This is a genomic window from Rhodoplanes sp. Z2-YC6860, assembly GCF_001579845.1.
Lineage (GTDB): Bacteria > Pseudomonadota > Alphaproteobacteria > Rhizobiales > Xanthobacteraceae > Z2-YC6860.
The window spans coordinates 7745438-7761717 of the sequence record NZ_CP007440.1; the positions used below are offsets into that span (position 1 = coordinate 7745438).

13 protein-coding genes are annotated in these 16280 nt (G+C 64.4%); 5 read left to right on the top strand and 8 right to left on the bottom strand.

Going from position 1 to position 16280, the window contains the following annotated elements:
- The 5 genes from RHPLAN_RS36040 to RHPLAN_RS36060 form a co-directional block, all read right to left on the bottom strand.
- Window positions 1-1137, bottom strand: a complete 1137-nt coding sequence (locus tag RHPLAN_RS36040; protein WP_068029226.1) for an ABC transporter permease — start codon at window positions 1135-1137, stop codon at window positions 1-3.
- Between the two features lie 56 nt (window positions 1138-1193).
- Complete coding sequence (locus RHPLAN_RS36045) at window positions 1194-2297, bottom strand: microcin C ABC transporter permease YejB (RefSeq protein ID WP_068029229.1); 1104 nt, start codon at window positions 2295-2297, stop codon at window positions 1194-1196.
- A gap of 15 nt (window positions 2298-2312) precedes the next feature.
- A complete protein-coding gene (locus RHPLAN_RS36050; protein WP_068029231.1) occupies window positions 2313-4187 on the bottom strand; it encodes an extracellular solute-binding protein in 1875 nt (624 codons plus the stop codon).
- Window positions 4184-6076 carry an extracellular solute-binding protein gene (locus RHPLAN_RS36055; protein WP_068029233.1) on the bottom strand — a complete coding sequence of 631 codons (1893 nt, stop codon included), beginning with the start codon at window positions 6074-6076 and terminating at the stop codon, window positions 4184-4186. The genes RHPLAN_RS36050 and RHPLAN_RS36055 overlap by 4 nt, the downstream gene beginning before the upstream one ends.
- 189 nt (window positions 6077-6265) lie before the next feature.
- A complete protein-coding gene (locus RHPLAN_RS36060) occupies window positions 6266-6847 on the bottom strand; it encodes a c-type cytochrome (protein WP_068029236.1) in 582 nt (193 codons plus the stop codon).
- Between the two features lie 167 nt (window positions 6848-7014).
- On the opposite strand from RHPLAN_RS36060, the gene RHPLAN_RS36065 reads away from it, so the two are divergent.
- From RHPLAN_RS36065 to RHPLAN_RS36085, 5 genes are all read left to right on the top strand, one after another.
- Entirely contained in the window at window positions 7015-7752 is a 738-nt protein-coding gene (locus tag RHPLAN_RS36065) for a 3-deoxy-manno-octulosonate cytidylyltransferase (protein ID WP_068029239.1), read from the top strand.
- A gap of 85 nt (window positions 7753-7837) precedes the next feature.
- Window positions 7838-8812 (top strand): Bug family tripartite tricarboxylate transporter substrate binding protein, encoded by a 975-nt coding sequence (locus RHPLAN_RS36070; protein ID WP_198164636.1) that lies wholly within the window; start codon window positions 7838-7840, stop codon window positions 8810-8812.
- A gap of 9 nt (window positions 8813-8821) precedes the next feature.
- Window positions 8822-9673 (top strand): prephenate dehydratase, encoded by an 852-nt coding sequence (locus tag RHPLAN_RS36075; protein WP_068029245.1) that lies wholly within the window; start codon window positions 8822-8824, stop codon window positions 9671-9673.
- A 23-nt stretch (window positions 9674-9696) separates the two neighbouring features.
- Window positions 9697-10545 (top strand): amidohydrolase family protein, encoded by an 849-nt coding sequence (locus RHPLAN_RS36080; RefSeq protein WP_084246262.1) that lies wholly within the window; start codon window positions 9697-9699, stop codon window positions 10543-10545.
- 2 nt (window positions 10546-10547) lie between these two features.
- Window positions 10548-11330 carry an alpha/beta fold hydrolase gene (locus RHPLAN_RS36085; protein ID WP_068029249.1) on the top strand — a complete coding sequence of 261 codons (783 nt, stop codon included), beginning with the start codon at window positions 10548-10550 and terminating at the stop codon, window positions 11328-11330.
- 6 nt (window positions 11331-11336) lie between these two features.
- Here the strand turns inward: RHPLAN_RS36085 and RHPLAN_RS36090 are convergent, their stop codons facing one another.
- The 3 genes from RHPLAN_RS36090 to hrpB form a co-directional block, all read right to left on the bottom strand.
- The gene (locus RHPLAN_RS36090) at window positions 11337-12836 is read right to left on the bottom strand and encodes a phosphomannomutase/phosphoglucomutase (protein ID WP_068029252.1); all 1500 of its coding nucleotides are present in this window, start codon (window positions 12834-12836) and stop codon (window positions 11337-11339) included.
- Between the two features lie 111 nt (window positions 12837-12947).
- Window positions 12948-13478: a retropepsin-like aspartic protease family protein gene (locus tag RHPLAN_RS36095; RefSeq protein WP_068029255.1), complete on the bottom strand. Its 531-nt coding sequence runs from the start codon at window positions 13476-13478 to the stop codon at window positions 12948-12950.
- A 138-nt stretch (window positions 13479-13616) separates the two neighbouring features.
- Window positions 13617-16205, bottom strand: coding sequence for an ATP-dependent helicase HrpB (gene hrpB, locus RHPLAN_RS36100; RefSeq protein WP_068029259.1), 2589 nt, complete (start codon window positions 16203-16205; stop codon window positions 13617-13619).
- Window positions 16206-16280 lie beyond the last annotated feature (75 nt).

The following is a 16280-nucleotide window of genomic DNA, read 5'->3' on the forward strand; positions in this document are numbered from 1 at the left end:
TCACCGGAACGTCTTGCGCGGGTCGAAGGCGTCGCGCACCGCCTCGCCGATGTAGATCAGCAGCGACAGCATGATCGCCACCGTGAAGAAACCGGCGAGACCGAGCCACGGCGCCTGAATGTTGGTCTTGCCCTGCGACAGCATCTCGCCGAGCGAAGGCGAGCCCGGCGGCAGGCCGAAGCCCAGGAAGTCGAGCGCGGTCAGCGTCATCACCGACGACGAGAGAACGAACGGCAGCATCGTCATGGTGGCGACCATGGCGTTCGGCAGCAGATGCCGGAACATGATCGTCTTGTTGGAGACGCCGAGCGCGCGGGCCGCCTGGATGTACTCGAAATTGCGGCCGCGCAGGAACTCGGCGCGCACCAAGCCGACGAGCGAGACCCACGAGAACAGCAGCAGGATACCGAGCAGCACCCAGAAACCAGGCACCAGCACCGAGGAGATGATCAGCAGCAGATAAAGCGACGGCACCGAGGTCCATATCTCGATGACGCGCTGGAAGATGAGATCGGTCCAGCCGCCGAAATAGCCCTGCACGGCGCCAGCCGCGACGCCGATGATCGACGAGATGATGGTCAGGATCAGGCCGAACAGCACCGAGATGCGGAAGCCGTAGATCAGCCGCGCCACCACGTCGCGCCCCTGATCGTCGGTGCCGAGCCAGTTGTATTCGAGATCGCGACAGCCCGAGAGCTTCTTCTTTTCGACCACCGACTTGCATTGCGCCTCGGTGAGTTGCCACGTGGGCGGCGACGGCGCAGGCGTCGGCAGATCGAGATTGTGGGTGTCGTAGCGGTAGCGGATCGGCGGCCAGATCACGGTGCCGCCCTTCTTCGCGATCAAATCCTGCAGGTACGGATCGCGGTAGTCGGCAGCCGTTTCGAAGTCGCCGCCGAAGGTGGTCTCGGGGTAGGTGAAGACCGCCGGGAAATAAGCGTGGCCGTTGACCAGGATCAGGAACGGTTTGTCGTTGGCAATGAACTCGGCGAACAACGACACGACGAACAGCGTCGCGAACAGCCAGAGGGAGAAGTAGCCGCGCCGGTTGCGCTTGAAATTATCCCACCGGCGCTGATTGAGCGGCGAGATGTTGAACAGCTTGCGCTTCGGCTCGGGCGCATCGATCGCCGGCATGGCCGGCGTTGTCGGCTCCGGAGTGGGCGCATTTTCAGTGAACCGGGCGTCCAACGTCAAACCTCACGAGTCTCGAAATCGATCCGCGGATCGACCCAGGTGTAGGTGAGATCCGAGATCAGGTTCACCACCAGGCCTATCAGCGCAAAAATGTAGAGATTGGCGAACACCACCGGGTAGTCGCGGTTGAGCACGCTTTCAAAGCTCAAGAGGCCCATGCCATCGAGCGAGAAGATCGTCTCGATCAGCAGCGTGCCGGAGAAGAACGCGTGCACGAAGGCGCTGGGGAAGCCCGCGATCACGATCAGCATCGCGTTGCGGAAGACGTGGCCGTAGAGCGTCTGCCGCGGTGTGCAGCCCTTGGCGCGGGCGGTGAGCACGTACTGCTTCTTGATCTCGTCGAGGAAGGAATTCTTGGTCAGCAGCGTCATGGTGGCGAACGAGCTGAGCATCATGGCGGTTATCGGCAATACCAAGTGCCAGAAGTAGTCGAGGATCTTCTTCCACCACGGAAATTGCGACCAGTTGTCGGAGGTCAGCCCGCGCAAGGGGAACAGGTCCCAGTACGAGCCGCCGGCGAACAGAATGATCAGGAAAATCGCGACCAGAAAGCCAGGGACGGCGTATCCGATGATGATGATGCCCGAGGTCCAGGAGTCGAAGCGCGAGCCGTCCGATACGGCCTTCCTGATGCCGAGCGGAATCGAGATCAGGTAGGTCAGAAGCGTCATCCAGATGCCGAGCGACATCGACACCGGCAGTTTCTCCTTGATCAGCTGGAGCACGCTGATGTCGCGGAAATAGCTCTTGCCGAAGTCGAACGTCGCGAAGTTCTTCACCATCAGCAGGAAACGCTCGGGCGCCGGCTTGTCGAAGCCGAACTGCTTTTCCAGCCGCTTGATGAATTCGGGATCGAGCCCCTGCGCGCCGCGATACTTCGAGGACCCGGCATCGATCGACGAGCCGCCCTGCCCGCCGCGGGCGCCAAAATCGCCGCCACCCCCGCCAGGGACGCGGCTGGTGTCGTTGCCCGACAGCTGCGCGATCACCCGCTCCACCGGCCCGCCCGGCGCGAACTGCACGACGATGAACGACACCAGGAGGATGCCTAGCAGCGTCGGGATCATGAGCAACAGGCGACGGACGATGTAGGCGGACATGGCTTGCGGCTGATCCTATCCCGGTTGCTCTATCTTGGACGCCTTGGCGGCATCATGCCACCAGGTTTCTGGCGCGCCGCGCGCGTAGCGCGGCTTGGTCTTCGGCCAGCCGAAGGTATCCCAATAGGCGATCCAATGCGACGCCTTGTACCACTGCGGAACCCAATAACGGCCGGCTCGGATCAGCCGGTCGAGCGCCCGGCAGGCCACCGTGAGCTCGGCCCGCGATTGCGCCGCGATGATGCGCTCGATCATGGCGTCGATGGCCGGGTCGGCCATGCCGGAGAGATTCTGCGAACCCTTGATGTCCGCCGACTTGGACGAGAAGTAGGTGCGGAGCGAATCGCCCGGCGTCGACGAAAAGCCGAAGCGCTGAATGACGACATCGAAATCGAAATCCTTCATCCGCTGCTGCGCCTGCACCGGATCGACCAGCCGCAGCCGCGCGTCGATGCCGAGCGTGTGCAGGTTCTTGATGTAAGGCATGTGATGCGGCTGGAAGGAAGGCTCGTCCGACAGGAATTCCACAGTTAACCGCTGCCCATTCGGCGTCAGCCGCTTGCCGTCCTTCACCGGATAGCCGGCCTCGGACAGGAGTTGCGAGGCGCGCCGCAGCAGCGCCCGGTCGGCGCCCGAACCGTCGGACACCGGCGGCGAGAACGGTTCGCCGAACACGTCGTCGGGGATCCGGCCGCGGAACGGCTCGAGCAACGCGATCTCCTCCGGGCCGGGCCTGCCCTGCGCCATCATGTCGGAGTTCTGAAACACCGACTGGGTCCGATCGTAGGCCCCGTACATGATGGTTTTGTTCGTCCACTCGAAGTCGAAGGCACAGATCAGCGCCTCGCGCACCTTGGGATGCTTGAACTGCGGCCGGCGGACATTGATGAACCAGCCCTGCGCCCCCGACGGACTGTCATCGGGAAGGATGTCGCGTTTGACCCGGCCGCTCCTGAACGCCGGAAAGTCGTAGCGGGTGTTCCAGATGCGCGAGGTGAACTCCTCGCGGAACAGATAGGTCTTGCCGGTGAAGCCTTCGAAGCCGACGTCGCGGTCGCGGTAGTATTCGTAGCGCAACGTGTCGAAGTTGTTCTGGCCGCGCGACGCCGGCAGATCGGCGCCCCACCAGTCGGCGACGCGCTGATATTCGATGAAGCGTCCGGCCTCGAACTTGCCGACGCGATAGGGACCGCTGCCGAGCGGAATGTCGAGCGTCGATTCGTCAAACGGATGCTTGGCGTAGTAGGCGCGCGAAAAGATCGGCAATCCGGCGACGAACAGCGGCACGTCCCGCGCGCGCTTCTCCGCGAAGCGCACCACCACCGTGGCTTCGTCGATGGCTTCAGCGCCTGAGAAATCGCGCAGAAACTGCGTGATGATCGGATGACCCTTGTCCTTCAGCGTGACAAACGAAAAGGCGACGTCATGGGCCGTGAGCTTCGTGCCATCATGAAAACGGGCCTCGGGGCGCAACAAGAAACGATAGGTCAGCCCGTCGGCGGAAATGTTCACGCCGAGCGCTGCAAGCCCGTACATCGCGTCGGGCTCATCGTTCGCGCGAACCATCAACGACGCAAACGTCAGCTCCATGCCTTGAGCGGCGTCGCCACGCAGGATGAAGCTGTTCAGCGAATTGAAGGTGTTCTGGTTCTGATTGTAGATCGTGCCCGGCCCGATCTGCGAAAATACGCCGCCCTTCGGCGCTCTCGGATCGACGTAATCGAAGTGCGAAAAATTCGCCGGATACTTCAGATCGCCGAAAGCCGAGATGCCGTGGCTGGTGGCGCCTTCGGCCGGTTGCGCATGCGGCCCGGAGGGCCAACCAAGAGTACCAGAAACAACAGCGCCAGCGCCGACACCGAGAAGACCGCGGCGCGAGAGCCCTCTCACGTGCGCGATCCCACCTTGCTGGCCTTGGCCTGGTCCCACCACCAGACGGTCGGGAAGGCGCCATTGCCGTATTTCGGCAGCGTCTCGGGCCGGCTGAAGCGATCCCACCGCACCGAGCGCAGTTTGCCGTAGGTCCACTGCGGCACGACGTAGTGATTCCAGAGCAGCACGCGGTCGAGCGCCTTGGTGGCGGCAACAAGCTCGGCGCGGCTCTTGGCGAAGATCACGCGATCGACAAGCGCGTCGACCGCCGGATTCTTGATGCCGACGTAGTTGCGCGAGCCTTGCTGGTCGGCGGCCTGCGACGTCCAGTAGTTGCGCTGCTCGTTGCCGGGCGACAGGCTCTCACCCCAGGTCGCAACGATCATGTCGTAATCCCAATTGCGGAGCCGCTGCTCGTATTGCGCATCATCGACACGCCGAAGCGTCATCTGAATGCCAAGCCGCTCCAGCCAGCCCTTGTACGGCAGAACGATCCGCTCCCAGATGGGGTTGTCGATCAACACCTCGACGGTCAGCGGCTCGCTTGTCTTGACGTTGATGAGCTTCTGATTGCGAACCTCGTAGCCGGCCTCACGCAACAGCCGTGTGGCTTCGCGGAGATTCGCGCGGATTTCCTCGGGCGTACCATTGACCGGATTGCTGTAAGGCGTGGCGAACACCTCAGGCGGCACTTTGTCCCGTACAGTCTCGAGAATCGCGAGTTCGTCGCCCTGCGGCAATCCACTGGACGCGAGGTCGAGCCCGTCAAAATAGCTCGTGATGCGTTTGTATTGGCCGAAGAAGAATTGCTTGTTCAGATCCTCGAAGTTGAGCGCGCAGTTGAAAGCGCGACGCACGCGTGGATCGGCGAACTGCGGGCGGCGAATGTTGAAGACATAGCCTTGCATGACGCCGGAGGAGTTGACGGGAAACTCTTCCTTGATCGCGCGGCCGTCCTTTATGGCGGGGAAATCGTAAGCCGTGTTCCAGCTCAAGGCGCTGTTTTCGGTCCGCCAATCAATCGTGTCAGCCTTGAAGGCTTCGATTGCGACGGTTGAGTCGCGGAAATATTCGAAGCGCAACTCGGCGAAGTTATCGCGGCCAATGTTGACGTTGAGGTCCTTGCCCCAGTAGTCCGGCACGCGCTCGTAGGAGACGCTGCGGCCCGGTGTGAAGTCCTTGATGCGATAGGCGCCGGCGCCCAGCGGCGGCTCGAGCGTCGTCGCCGAGATATCGCGCTTCCTGCCAGACTTGTCGGTGCCCTCCCACCAGTGCTTCGGCAGGATATTGATCTCGCCGACGATCTGCGGGAGCTCGCGATTGCCCGGACTGTCAAAGGTGAAGGTTACCTCGTGCTCGCCGGTCTTCTCCGCTTTCGTCACGTGTCGGTAGTAGGCTGAATAAAACGGATGATACGTCTTGAACGAATTAAGCGAGAACAGCACGTCATCGACGGACACCGGCACGCCATCGTGCCATTTGGCGTTGGCGCGCAACCGATAGGTGACCGACGAATAGTCCGGCGGGAATGTCACGGCTTCCGCCAGCAATCCATATCCGACAGCGACCTCGTCCATCGCCGTGGTGAACAGCGTGTCGGTGACCAGCTCGATGCCGGCCGCGATCGTTCCCTTCACGCCGCCCACGACCGGATTGAAATTGTCGAAGGTGCCGATCGCGATCATCCGCACCACGCCGCCCTTCGGAGCGCTGGGATTGACGTAATCGAAATGCTTGAAGCCCTCGGGATATTTCAAGTCGCCGTACAGCGACAGCCCGTGCTTCCAGACGCGGGACGCAGCGGCTTCCTGCGCCAGCGCTGAGGATGATGCCGCGAGATTTTGAAGCGAGGGCACAGCAAGCGCCGCGGCGCCGGTTTTGAGGATCGCTCGGCGGGTCAGGCGCATGCAAAGCTCCGGATGGCCTTAATCACAAGGCCACGATGGTCAACCGATTATGTCGGTTTTCCGGTGGCCCGCCATGGGCAGACCGCCGCAGCGCCATCACATCTGCGGCAGCAGCAAGCTGAAAAAGCCACCTGAACGACAACCGGACAGCGCCTGAAATGTTGCGCGCCGGTTGGACTTCGACGACGCCTATTTCTTCGGCGCGTCTTTGGGCGCATCCGCAGCCGCCGCCTGTTTCGGCAGTTCGACCGGCTTGTCCGAGTGGGTGTTGAGGAACGTGATCAGATCGGCGCGCTCGGTGCCACGCGGAATGCCGGCAAAGCTCATGTTGGTGCCCGGCACCATGCCCCGCGGGTTGGTCAGATAGACGTCGAGGTCCTCGGGCGTCCAGTTGCCCTTCTGGCTCTTCATCGCCGCCGAATAATTGAAGCCCGCCTCCGACGCCTTCGGCCGGCCAACGATGTCCCAGAGGTTCGGCCCAACGCGATTCGGCTCGCCCTTGCCCAGGGTGTGGCAGGCCATGCACTTCTTGGCCGAAGCCTCGCCACGGCTGACATCGGCGCTGGCGAAGCGAACCGGCAGCGGCACCTCAGCCGGCGCCTTCTCTCCCGGCGCACCCGCCTTGGGCTCTTCCTTGACCGCGACCTCGTAACCCGGCTTTTCCGGCTCGTGGGACGAGAAGATCGCGCCGGCCGCGATGTTCAGCGACAGGAGCGCGAGACAGGTGCCGAGCACGGCGCCCATGATCTTGTTCAGTTCGAAGGAATCCATCGCGACGGGCTCTTGCTGGTGCCAGCTGGGTAAGCGGCTGAGGCTTGCGCCGCAGGAGGCGCGGCGGCGCACAAATACCCGGTTTTCCTCGCTCCTGGCAACCCGTATAACGCGGCCGCGGAGCGTCCCGTTGGCGCTGTTTTTCCGTTCGAAACCCGGCATGCGCGATGGCCAAGGCTGACGACGTTCTGATCCTGATTCCGGCCCGCCTCCACGCGACGCGTTTGCCCGGAAAACCGCTGGCCGACATCGCCGGCCTGCCCATGATCGTGCAGGTGCTGCGCCGGGCCGAGGAGGCCAAAATCGGCCCGGTTGTGGTTGCAACCGATGACGAGACCATCGCCACGGCTGTGGAAAAAGCCGGAGGCCGGGCGCTGATGACGCAGGCCGACCATCCGTCCGGTTCCGATCGGATCTTCGAGGCGTTGGGCATCGCCGACCCGGACGGTCGGGCCAAGATCGTGGTCAACGTCCAGGGCGACCTGCCGACCCTCAATCCGGCCGATCTCGCCGCCTCCCTCGGCCCGTTGAAGGACCCAGCGGTCGATATCGCCACACTGGCGGCCGAGATCAGAAAGCCCGAGGAGCGCACCAACCCCAACGTGGTGAAGGTGATCGGCTCGCCGCTGACCCCGACGCGGCTCCGGGCGCTGTACTTCACCCGCGCCACCGCGCCTTCGGGCGACGGCCCGCTCTATCACCACATCGGACTCTACGCCTATCGCCGAAGCGCGCTGCAGCGTTTCGTCGGTCTGCCGCCCTCACCGCTCGAACGGCGCGAGAGGTTGGAGCAACTTCGGGCGCTGGAGGCCGGCATGCGCATCGACGTCACCGTTGTGGACAGCGTCCCGCTCGGCGTCGACACGCCCGAGGACCTGGAAACGGCGCGGAAGCTGTTGCGATAAAAATCCGCTATTCCGCGGCAAAGATCAGTATAACCCGCACCACGATCTGCCGATAAACCTGACAAGAAAGTCGATGAGGAAAGCCATGTTGCGTCGCTCGCTCCTGCTTCTGTCTGCTGCTGCCCTGGCTGCCGGAACATTCTCCGCTGTCCGGCCGGCGCAAGCGGCCTGGCCGGAGCGGACCATCACAATCGTCTGCGCCTCGGGCGCGGGCGGTGCGGTCGACGTGACGACACGCATCATCACCGACCACATGGCCAAGACTCTCGGCCAGAACATCGTCGTTCAAAACGAGCCGGGTGCCGGCGGCACGCTGGCGATCGGCCAGGTCGCCAAGGCGCAGCCTGACGGCTACACGCTGCTCACGATCGGGCCGACGGTCGGCACCATCAAGGAGCTGTATCCAAACGCCACGGTCGATCCGGTGCGCGACCTGCAGCCCGTGACCATCGTGGGCCAGACGCCGATGGTTCTGGTTGTGAACAAGGAGGTGCCGGTCACCGACTACAAGTCGTTCCTTGCTTACGCCAAAGCGCATCCGGGCGAACTGACGTTTGCCAGCAACGGCCGTGGCTCGGCCGGCCACCTCGCCGGCTCTCTGTTCAAGAAAATGGCCAACGTGGACTTGCGCTACATCCCCTACCGCTCCACGCCGCAGGCCACGACCGATCTGCTGGGCGGCCGTGTCTCGATGATCTGGCTGTCGTCGCTCGGCAATCTCGGCACAAGCGGCGAGGTCCGCCCCATCGCCGTGTCGATCACGGGCGAGCGTTGGAAGCCATTTCCCAACCTGCCGACCTTCGACGAGATGGGGCTGAAGGATTACGAAGCCACCACCTGGGTCAGTTTGCACGCACCGAAGGGCACGCCGGCTGAGGTTGTCGAAAAACTCACCACAGCGATGAACGCTGCCCTGGCCGATCCCGATGTGCAGAGGCGCTTCGACCAGATCGGCATCGTCAAGCCGCGCGCCACGGGTCCGGTGTTTCTGACGAAGTACCTGCACGACGAGATCGAGAAGTGGGGCGACATCCTGCGCACCACCAAGGACACCGACTGACCATCCATCATGAGCAAAAAGCGTATTGTGTTCCAAGGCGAGCCGGGCGCGAATTCGCACCTGGCGATCGAAGAGGCTTATCCGGGCGCCGAAGCCGTGCCTTGCGCCACGTTTGAGGACTGCTTTGCGGCGTTGCGGAACGGCCGCGCCGAGCTCGGCATGATCCCGATCGAGAACTCGGTCGCGGGCCGCGTCGCCGACATCCACCATCTGATGCCGAACTCGAAGCTGCACATCATCGGCGAGCATTTCATGCCGGTGCATCACCAGCTGCTGGCCGTGAAGGGCGCGAGCCTCAAGACGCTGAAGACCGTGGAGAGCCACGTCCACGCGCTCGGCCAGTGCCGCAACGTCATTCGCAAGCTTGGCATCAAGGCGGTGGTCGCCGCCGACACCGCGGGCTCCGCCCGCGAAGTGGCGGAAGCCGGCGACAAGACGCGAGCCTCGATCGCCACCAAGCTCGCGGCGAAGATCTACGGGCTGCGCGTCCTCGCCACCAACATCGAGGACGCCAAGCACAACACCACGCGGTTCATCGTGCTGTCGCGCACCGAGAAGTGGGCGAAGCCGAAGCCCCGGCAGAAGGTGGTCACGACTTTCATTTTCCAGGTGCGCAACATCCCGGCCGCGCTCTACAAGGCGCTGGGCGGCTTTGCCACGAACGGCATCAACATGACCAAGCTGGAAAGCTACATGGTCGGCGGCAGCTTCACGGCGACGCAGTTCTATGCCGACGTCGAAGGTCATCCCAACGACCGCGCGGTCGAACTGGCGCTCGAGGAGCTCGACTTCGTCTGCCAGCCCAAGACGCTGAAGATTCTCGGCGTCTATCCGGCGCATCCGTTTCGGAAAAAATTCTAGGCAAGCAAATCCTGGAGTGCCGCATGAGGCTCAACCGGCGTGAATGGCTTTCCGGCGCGGCCGCGTTGGCCGCGACGGCGGCGCTCGATCGCGCGCAGGCGCAGCCGGCGCGGAAGCTGTTCGACAGCCACTGCCACATCATCGATCACCGCTTCCCGATCGTCGAAAACCAGGGCTACACGCCGCCGAACTTCACGCTGCAGGATTATCTGGCGCAGACCAAGCCGCTCGGCGTAATCGCCGGCGCCGTGGTGTCCGGCTCGTTCCAGGCCAACGACCAGACCTATCTGATGGACGTGCTGCCGAAGCTCGGCACCGGCTGGGTCGGCGTCACGCAGATCCCGAACGATTATCCGGACGCCGAGATCGCCAAGCTGAACGGCATCGGCGTCCGCGCCGTGCGCTTCAACGTGCTGCGCGGCCGGATCGACAGCGTCGACGATATCGTGGCGCTGGCCACGCGCGTGCATTCGGTCGCGGGCTGGCATTCGGAAATCTACGCCGATGCGGCCGCGCTCAAGCCGCATGTCGACAGGCTCGCCAAGCTGCCGCAGCTCTGCATCGACCATCTCGGCATGACCGAGGCCGGAATTCCGACGCTGCTCGAACTCGTCGCTGCCGGCTGCAAGGTCAAGGCAACCGGCTTCGGCCGCGTGAAGATGGACGTGCCAAAGGCGCTGGAAGCGGTTGCGAAGCAAAGCCCGCACGCGCTGGTGTTCGGCACCGACATTCCTTCGACACGCGCGCAGCGGCCGTTCGAGCCGTCCGACATCGATCTGGTCGAGAAGGTCCTGGGCGGAGAACTGGCGCGACGCGCGTACTGGGACAATCCGCTGGCGCTATACAGAGTGAAAACAACGGTTGCAGGTTAGACATGAAAATCAAGGCGAACGGCATCACCTTCAATTACGAGATCAGCGGCCCCGACAACGCGCCGTGGCTCATCTTCTCCAACTCGCTCGCCACCAACCTGCACATGTGGGACCAGCAGGTCGCTGACCTGAAGGGCTCGTTCCGCCTGCTCGCCTACGATCAGCGCGGCCACGGCCTCACCGAAGATCCGCCCGGCCGTTACACGTTCGAAGTGCTGTGCGCCGACGTCATCGCGCTGATGGATGCGCTGGGCATCAAGAAGGCGCACTGGTGCGGCGTTTCGATGGGCTGCGCGACCGGCATGGGCCTCGTGCAGAACTATCCGGACCGGTTCGAGAAGATGGTTCTCTGCGACAACCCCGGCCGCTCGTCGCCCGAAACGCACAAGCAGTGGGAGGAGCGCATCGCCGTCGCGCAGAAGGACGGGATGCCGGCGCTTCTGGAATCCACCATGCAGCGCTGGTTCCCGCCGGAGACGCTGAAGGCCAACCCGCCGCACATGGACGTGATCCGCAAGATGATCCTGACCACGCCGGTCAACGGCTTCGTCGGCTGCTCGTCCGCGCTGGGCGATCACGACTTCCGGCCGCTGATGCCGAAGGTCAAGCATCCGGTGCTGTGGATGTGCGGCGAGAAGGACGGCCACAACGCATCGGCCATGAAGGTGATGCAGGACGAGCTGCCCGGCTCGCAATACATTGTGCTGCCGGGCGCGGGCCACATCTCCAACATGGACCAGCCGGCGATGTTCACCAAGGCACTGAAGGACTTCCTCGGCGGCTGAGACATATCAGATCGTCTGGTTGTAGGCACCCACCTCGGGATGGGTGCGAAGCACGGCATCCACCGCCTTGAACATCTCGCGCATCCGCGCCTCGGAAACCGGGCTCTCGACCACCACGACCAGCTCCGGCTTGTTGGACGACGCCCGCACCAGACCCCAGGTGCCGTCCTCGACCGTGACGCGCACGCCGTTGACGGTGACAAGATCGCGGATCGCCTGACCCGCCACCTTCTCGCCCTTCTGCTTGGCGGCCTCGAAGTGCTTCACGGTCTGCTCGACGATGCCGTACTTCTTCTCGTCGTCGCAATGCGGCGACATGGTCGGCGAGCCCCACGTCTTGGGCAGCGCGTCCTTCAAGTCCGACATCGACTTTCCGGGATTGCGATCCATCATCTCGCAGATCGCGATCGCCGACACGAGCCCGTCGTCGAAGCCGCGGCCGAACGGCTTGTTGAAGAAGTAATGGCCCGACTTCTCGAAGCCCGCCAGCGCGTGCAGCTCGTTGGTGCGGCGCTTCATGTAGGAATGGCCGGTCTTCCAGTAGTCGGCCTTGACGCCGTTCTTCTTGAGCACCGGATCGGTGACGTAGAGTCCGGTCGACTTCACGTCGACCACGAAGGTGGAATTCGGCTGCAGCGTGGACATGTCCCGCGCCAGCATCACGCCGACCTTGTCGGCGAAGATCTCCTCGCCGTGATTGTCGACCACGCCGCAGCGGTCGCCATCGCCGTCAAAGCCCAGGCCGACGTCGGCCTTGGTGCGCAGCACCTCGTCACGCATGGCGTGCAGCATCTCGAGGTCTTCGGGATTGGGATTGTACTTCGGGAACGTGTAATCGAGGTCGCAGTCGAGCTTGATCACCTCGCAGCCGATCGCCTCGAGCACCGTCGGCGCAAACGCGCCCGCCGTGCCATTGCCGCAGGCGCACACCACCTTCAGCTTTCTCTTGAGCTTCGGCCGGTTGGTCAGGTCGGCGATGTAGCGCGCCGGGAAGTTCTCGACGAAATGATACGAACCGTTGCCCTCGAGCTTGAACGCCGAGTTGAGCACGATCTCCTTCAGTCGCGTCATCTCGTCGGGGCCGAAGGTGAGCGGGCGATTGGCGCCCATTTTCACGCCAGTCCAGCCGTTGTCGTTGTGCGAGGCCGTCACCATCGCGACGCAGGGCACGTCGAGCGCGAACTGCGCGAAATAGGCCATCGGCGTCACCGCGAGCCCGATGTCATGGACCTTGCAGCCGGCGGCGAGCAGCCCCGAGATCAGCGAGGTCTTCACCGAAGCCGAATAGCTGCGGAAGTCGTGGCCGGTGACGATCTCAGGCCGCTGGCCCATCTCGCGGATCAGAGTACCGAGCCCCATGCCCAGCGCCTGCATCCCCATCAGGTTGATCTCTTTGCCGAGCAGCCACCGCGCGTCGTATTCGCGAAAGCCGGTGGGTTTCACCATCGGCTCAGACTCATAGGCATAGGTATTCGGGGTCAACGAGGCTTTAGGCTTGGGGAACATGGAAATCCTCAAATGCGGGCAGCGACAGCTTCAACTGAAGCATGGATGAGACAGAAATGCGGTCGCAGGCGGCCGCGAGACGCCCAATAGCAGAAAATAATGATGAAACGACTACTGCTCCAGCACCAGCCGGCCGTGCTCGTGGGTCCACTTGACCCGCGACAGGAACGTCATACCGAGCAGATTGGTGCTGAGCTGTTCGTCCGGCACAACGATGGCTTCCACGTCGTAGATCGTGATGCCCTTGAGCTCGACACGGTTGAGCCGCGTCCGCGCCGCCCGGCCGACGCCGTTCGCGGTCTGTGTCCGGATGTTGTAGTCGCGCGCCGACGGATGGATGCCGAGCCGTGCTGCATCGCTTTCGCGCAGCGCGACGCTCTGCGCTCCGGTGTCGACCAGAAATTCGATCCGCCGGCCATCGATCTGCACATCGGTCTGGAAGTAGCCGCGCCGGTCGCTGACCAGCGTGACGGTGCGGTAGTTGTTGCTGCTCGATGAAGCCGGCTCGGGCGCCGCAGGCTTCTTGGTGGCCATGGCGAGCGCGTTGGCGCCGTTGTTGCCCGATCTGGAGCGGTCGAGCTGGTGCACGACGGCCAACCCGGCAACCACCATGAAAATGAATGCGTACACGACCTGCCGCACACCAGACTCCCCGATTTGCGCGGCAGGATGTGCGGGTATCGCTCAAAATGAAGCTAACGCCATGCTGGACGGGCGAGGCTTTTGGCCTCGATGGTGGAGCGCCAGTTGCGGCGATCGTTCGCATTTTAATCATCCGCCTCAAGTCCCCCGGGGCTTGGCGCGCCGGGTGGCGGGGGCGTGCAGCGGATCGTCGGGCCAGGGATGACGCGGATAGCGGCCGCGCATCTCGGTTTTCACCGCCGCGTAGGAGCCGCGCCAGAAGCCCGGCAGGTCACGGGTGACCTGCACCGGCCGGTGCGCGGGTGACAAGAGCTCGACCAGCAGCGCGACCTTGCCCTTGGCGATGCTCGGATGCCGGTCCATGCCGAACAGCTCCTGCACCCGGATCGAAAGCTTCGGGCCTTCCTCGGCCTCGTAATCGATCGGCACCGACGAGCCGGACGGCGCGGAAAAATGCGTCGGCGCCTCCTCGTCGAGCCGCCGCTTCAAAGGCCAAGGCAGCAACGCCATGATCGAGGTCGAAAGCTCGTCGGCCGTGACGCCCGACAGCGCGGTCTTGCCGTCCAGCATCGGCACGAGCCAGTCGTCCGCATTCGCCGCCAGGCCGGGATCCGAAAGATCGGGCCATTCGTCGCCTTCGGCACGGCGCAGGAACATCACGCGGTCGCGCCATTGCTCCAGCGCCTTGGTCCAGGGCAGCCGGGCGAGGCCAGCTTTCACGATGCCGTCGGCAAGCTTCTTCGCGGCCTCCGGCCCTGGCGTCATCTGAAACGGCCGCTCGGCCAGCGCGATGGCGCCAAGGCGCTCGCTCTTTCGGCCGCGCAGGCTCGCCGATCCGGCATCGAAGGCGATGTCTTCGCGGCTTTCGATCTGCCCGGCGAAGCGCGCCTCGATGTCTTCGAGCGCGATCGGCGCTGCCAGCAGGACACGGCTCTGCGCGGCGGTTCCGGAGAGTTCGGCCACCGTGAGGAACGGCTCGCGCGACAACGGCGACGCCGGATCGACATTGGCGCCGCGGCCGTTGGCGAGCAGGAACGCGCCGTTCGCGCCGCGGTTCTTGGCGATACGGTCGGGATAGGCCAGCGAGAGGATGGCGCCGATGGAAAGATTCTCCTGCGACCCGGACAGTGCGCCCCCTCCCCCTGAAAGGGGGAGGGTCGGGGTGGGGGTCTGCTGGCGCGCGAAGTGACCCCCACCCGACGCGCGTTCGCGCGTCGACCTCCCCCTTTCAGGGGGAGGTGAAGAAGAAAGCCGGGCTTCCTCCGCCCAGCGCTTCGCCATGCGGCGCGCATCCTCGCCGCGGCGCGAGCGGTCGCGGCGGAATTGCTCGAGACGGTGCGTGAGATCGATACCGTCGCCGCCGAGCCCGCGCTCCGAAAGGATCGCCGCGATGTCGGCGGCGCGCTGTCCCTCCCCTTCGCGCGCCGCATCGACCACCATGCGGGCGAGCCGCGGCGGCAGCGGCAAACGGCGCAGCATGCGGCCTTCGTCGGTGATGCGGCCCTGCGAATCGATCGCGCCCAACTCAACGAGCAGCGCCCGCGCTTCGGACAACGCGCCCGCGGGCGGCGGATCGAGAAACGACAGCGTCGAAGGATCGGACGTGCCCCACTGCGCGAGATCGAGCAGCAGGCTCGACAGGTCGGCCGCCAGAATCTCCGGCCGCGCATAGGCTTCGAGCGATGCGGTCTGCGGCTCGTCCCAGAGCCGGTAGCAGACGCCCGGCTCGGTGCGGCCGGCACGGCCGCGGCGCTGATCCGCGCCGGCCCGCGACACGCGGACGGTTTCGAGCCGCGTCACGCCGACGTCGGGCTCGTAACGCGGCACGCGCGCCAGCCCGCTGTCGATGACGATGCGCACGCCCTCGATGGTCAGCGAGGTCTCGGCGATGGCGGTCGCCAACACCACCTTGCGCCTGCCCTTCGGCGCGGGCGAGATCGCGCGATCCTGGGTCTGCGCATCGAGCGCGCCGTAGAGCGTCACCACATCCACGGCCGGATCGTCGAGGCGCTCCTTCAGCAGCGTCTCGGTGCGGCGGATCTCGCCCTGCCCTGGCAGGAACACCAGCGCGGAGCCTGCTTCGGCGCGCAACGCGCGTGCCACCGCATCGGCCACCTGGCGCTCGATCGGCTCGCGGGTGTCGCGGCCGAGATAACGCGTCTCGACCGGAAAGGCACGGCCTTCGCTTTCGACCACCGGCGCGTCACCCAGAAGCTTCGCGACGCGCGCGCCATCCAACGTGGCCGACATGGCCAGAAGCTTCAGATCGTCACGCAGGCCGACTTGCACGTCGCGAGCCAGCGCAAGACCGAGATCGGCATCGAGCGAGCGCTCGTGGAATTCGTCGAACAGCACCGCGGCGATGCCGTCGAGCGAAGGATCGTCGAGGACGAGCCGCGTGAAAATGCCTTCGGTGACCACCTCGATGCGGGTCATGCGCGTCACCTTCGAGCCGAAGCGCACACGAAGCCCGACGGTGTCGCCGACGCTTTCCTTCAGCGTCGCGGCCATGCGCTCCGCGGCGGCACGCGCCGCGAGCCTCCTTGGCTCCAGCACCAGGATCTTCTTGCCCGCGGCCCAGGGCTCGTCGATCAGCACCAGCGGCACGCGGGTGGTCTTGCCCGCGCCGGGCGGCGCCACCAGCACCGCGGCGTGATACTGCCGCAGCGCCGCCGTGAGTCCCGGCAGCGCATCGTCGATCGGCAGGCGTTCGGAAAATTCCTTCATGCGGCGGGCACTTTGCATTTTTCGCATATGTTGCGCCAACCTCCACACATACTCCGCTGTCATTCCGGGGCGCGA

What these genes read in the sequence shown, in the direction of transcription:
- RHPLAN_RS36040 (WP_068029226.1), bottom strand. Translation starts at nt 1,137, where the DNA reads ATGCCGGCGATCGATGCGCCCGAGCCGAAGCGCAAGCTGTTCAACATC.
- RHPLAN_RS36045 (WP_068029229.1), bottom strand. Translation starts at nt 2,297, where the DNA reads ATGTCCGCCTACATCGTCCGTCGCCTGTTGCTCATGATCCCGACGCTG.
- RHPLAN_RS36055 (WP_068029233.1), bottom strand. Translation starts at nt 6,076, where the DNA reads ATGCGCCTGACCCGCCGAGCGATCCTCAAAACCGGCGCCGCGGCGCTT.
- RHPLAN_RS36060 (WP_068029236.1), bottom strand. Translation starts at nt 6,847, where the DNA reads ATGGATTCCTTCGAACTGAACAAGATCATGGGCGCCGTGCTCGGCACC.
- RHPLAN_RS36065 (WP_068029239.1), top strand. Translation starts at nt 7,015, where the DNA reads ATGGCCAAGGCTGACGACGTTCTGATCCTGATTCCGGCCCGCCTCCAC.
- RHPLAN_RS36070 (WP_198164636.1), top strand. Translation starts at nt 7,838, where the DNA reads ATGTTGCGTCGCTCGCTCCTGCTTCTGTCTGCTGCTGCCCTGGCTGCC.
- RHPLAN_RS36075 (WP_068029245.1), top strand. Translation starts at nt 8,822, where the DNA reads ATGAGCAAAAAGCGTATTGTGTTCCAAGGCGAGCCGGGCGCGAATTCG.
- RHPLAN_RS36080 (WP_084246262.1), top strand. Translation starts at nt 9,697, where the DNA reads ATGAGGCTCAACCGGCGTGAATGGCTTTCCGGCGCGGCCGCGTTGGCC.
- RHPLAN_RS36085 (WP_068029249.1), top strand. Translation starts at nt 10,548, where the DNA reads ATGAAAATCAAGGCGAACGGCATCACCTTCAATTACGAGATCAGCGGC.
- RHPLAN_RS36090 (WP_068029252.1), bottom strand. Translation starts at nt 12,836, where the DNA reads ATGTTCCCCAAGCCTAAAGCCTCGTTGACCCCGAATACCTATGCCTAT.
- hrpB (WP_068029259.1), bottom strand. Translation starts at nt 16,205, where the DNA reads ATGAAGGAATTTTCCGAACGCCTGCCGATCGACGATGCGCTGCCGGGA.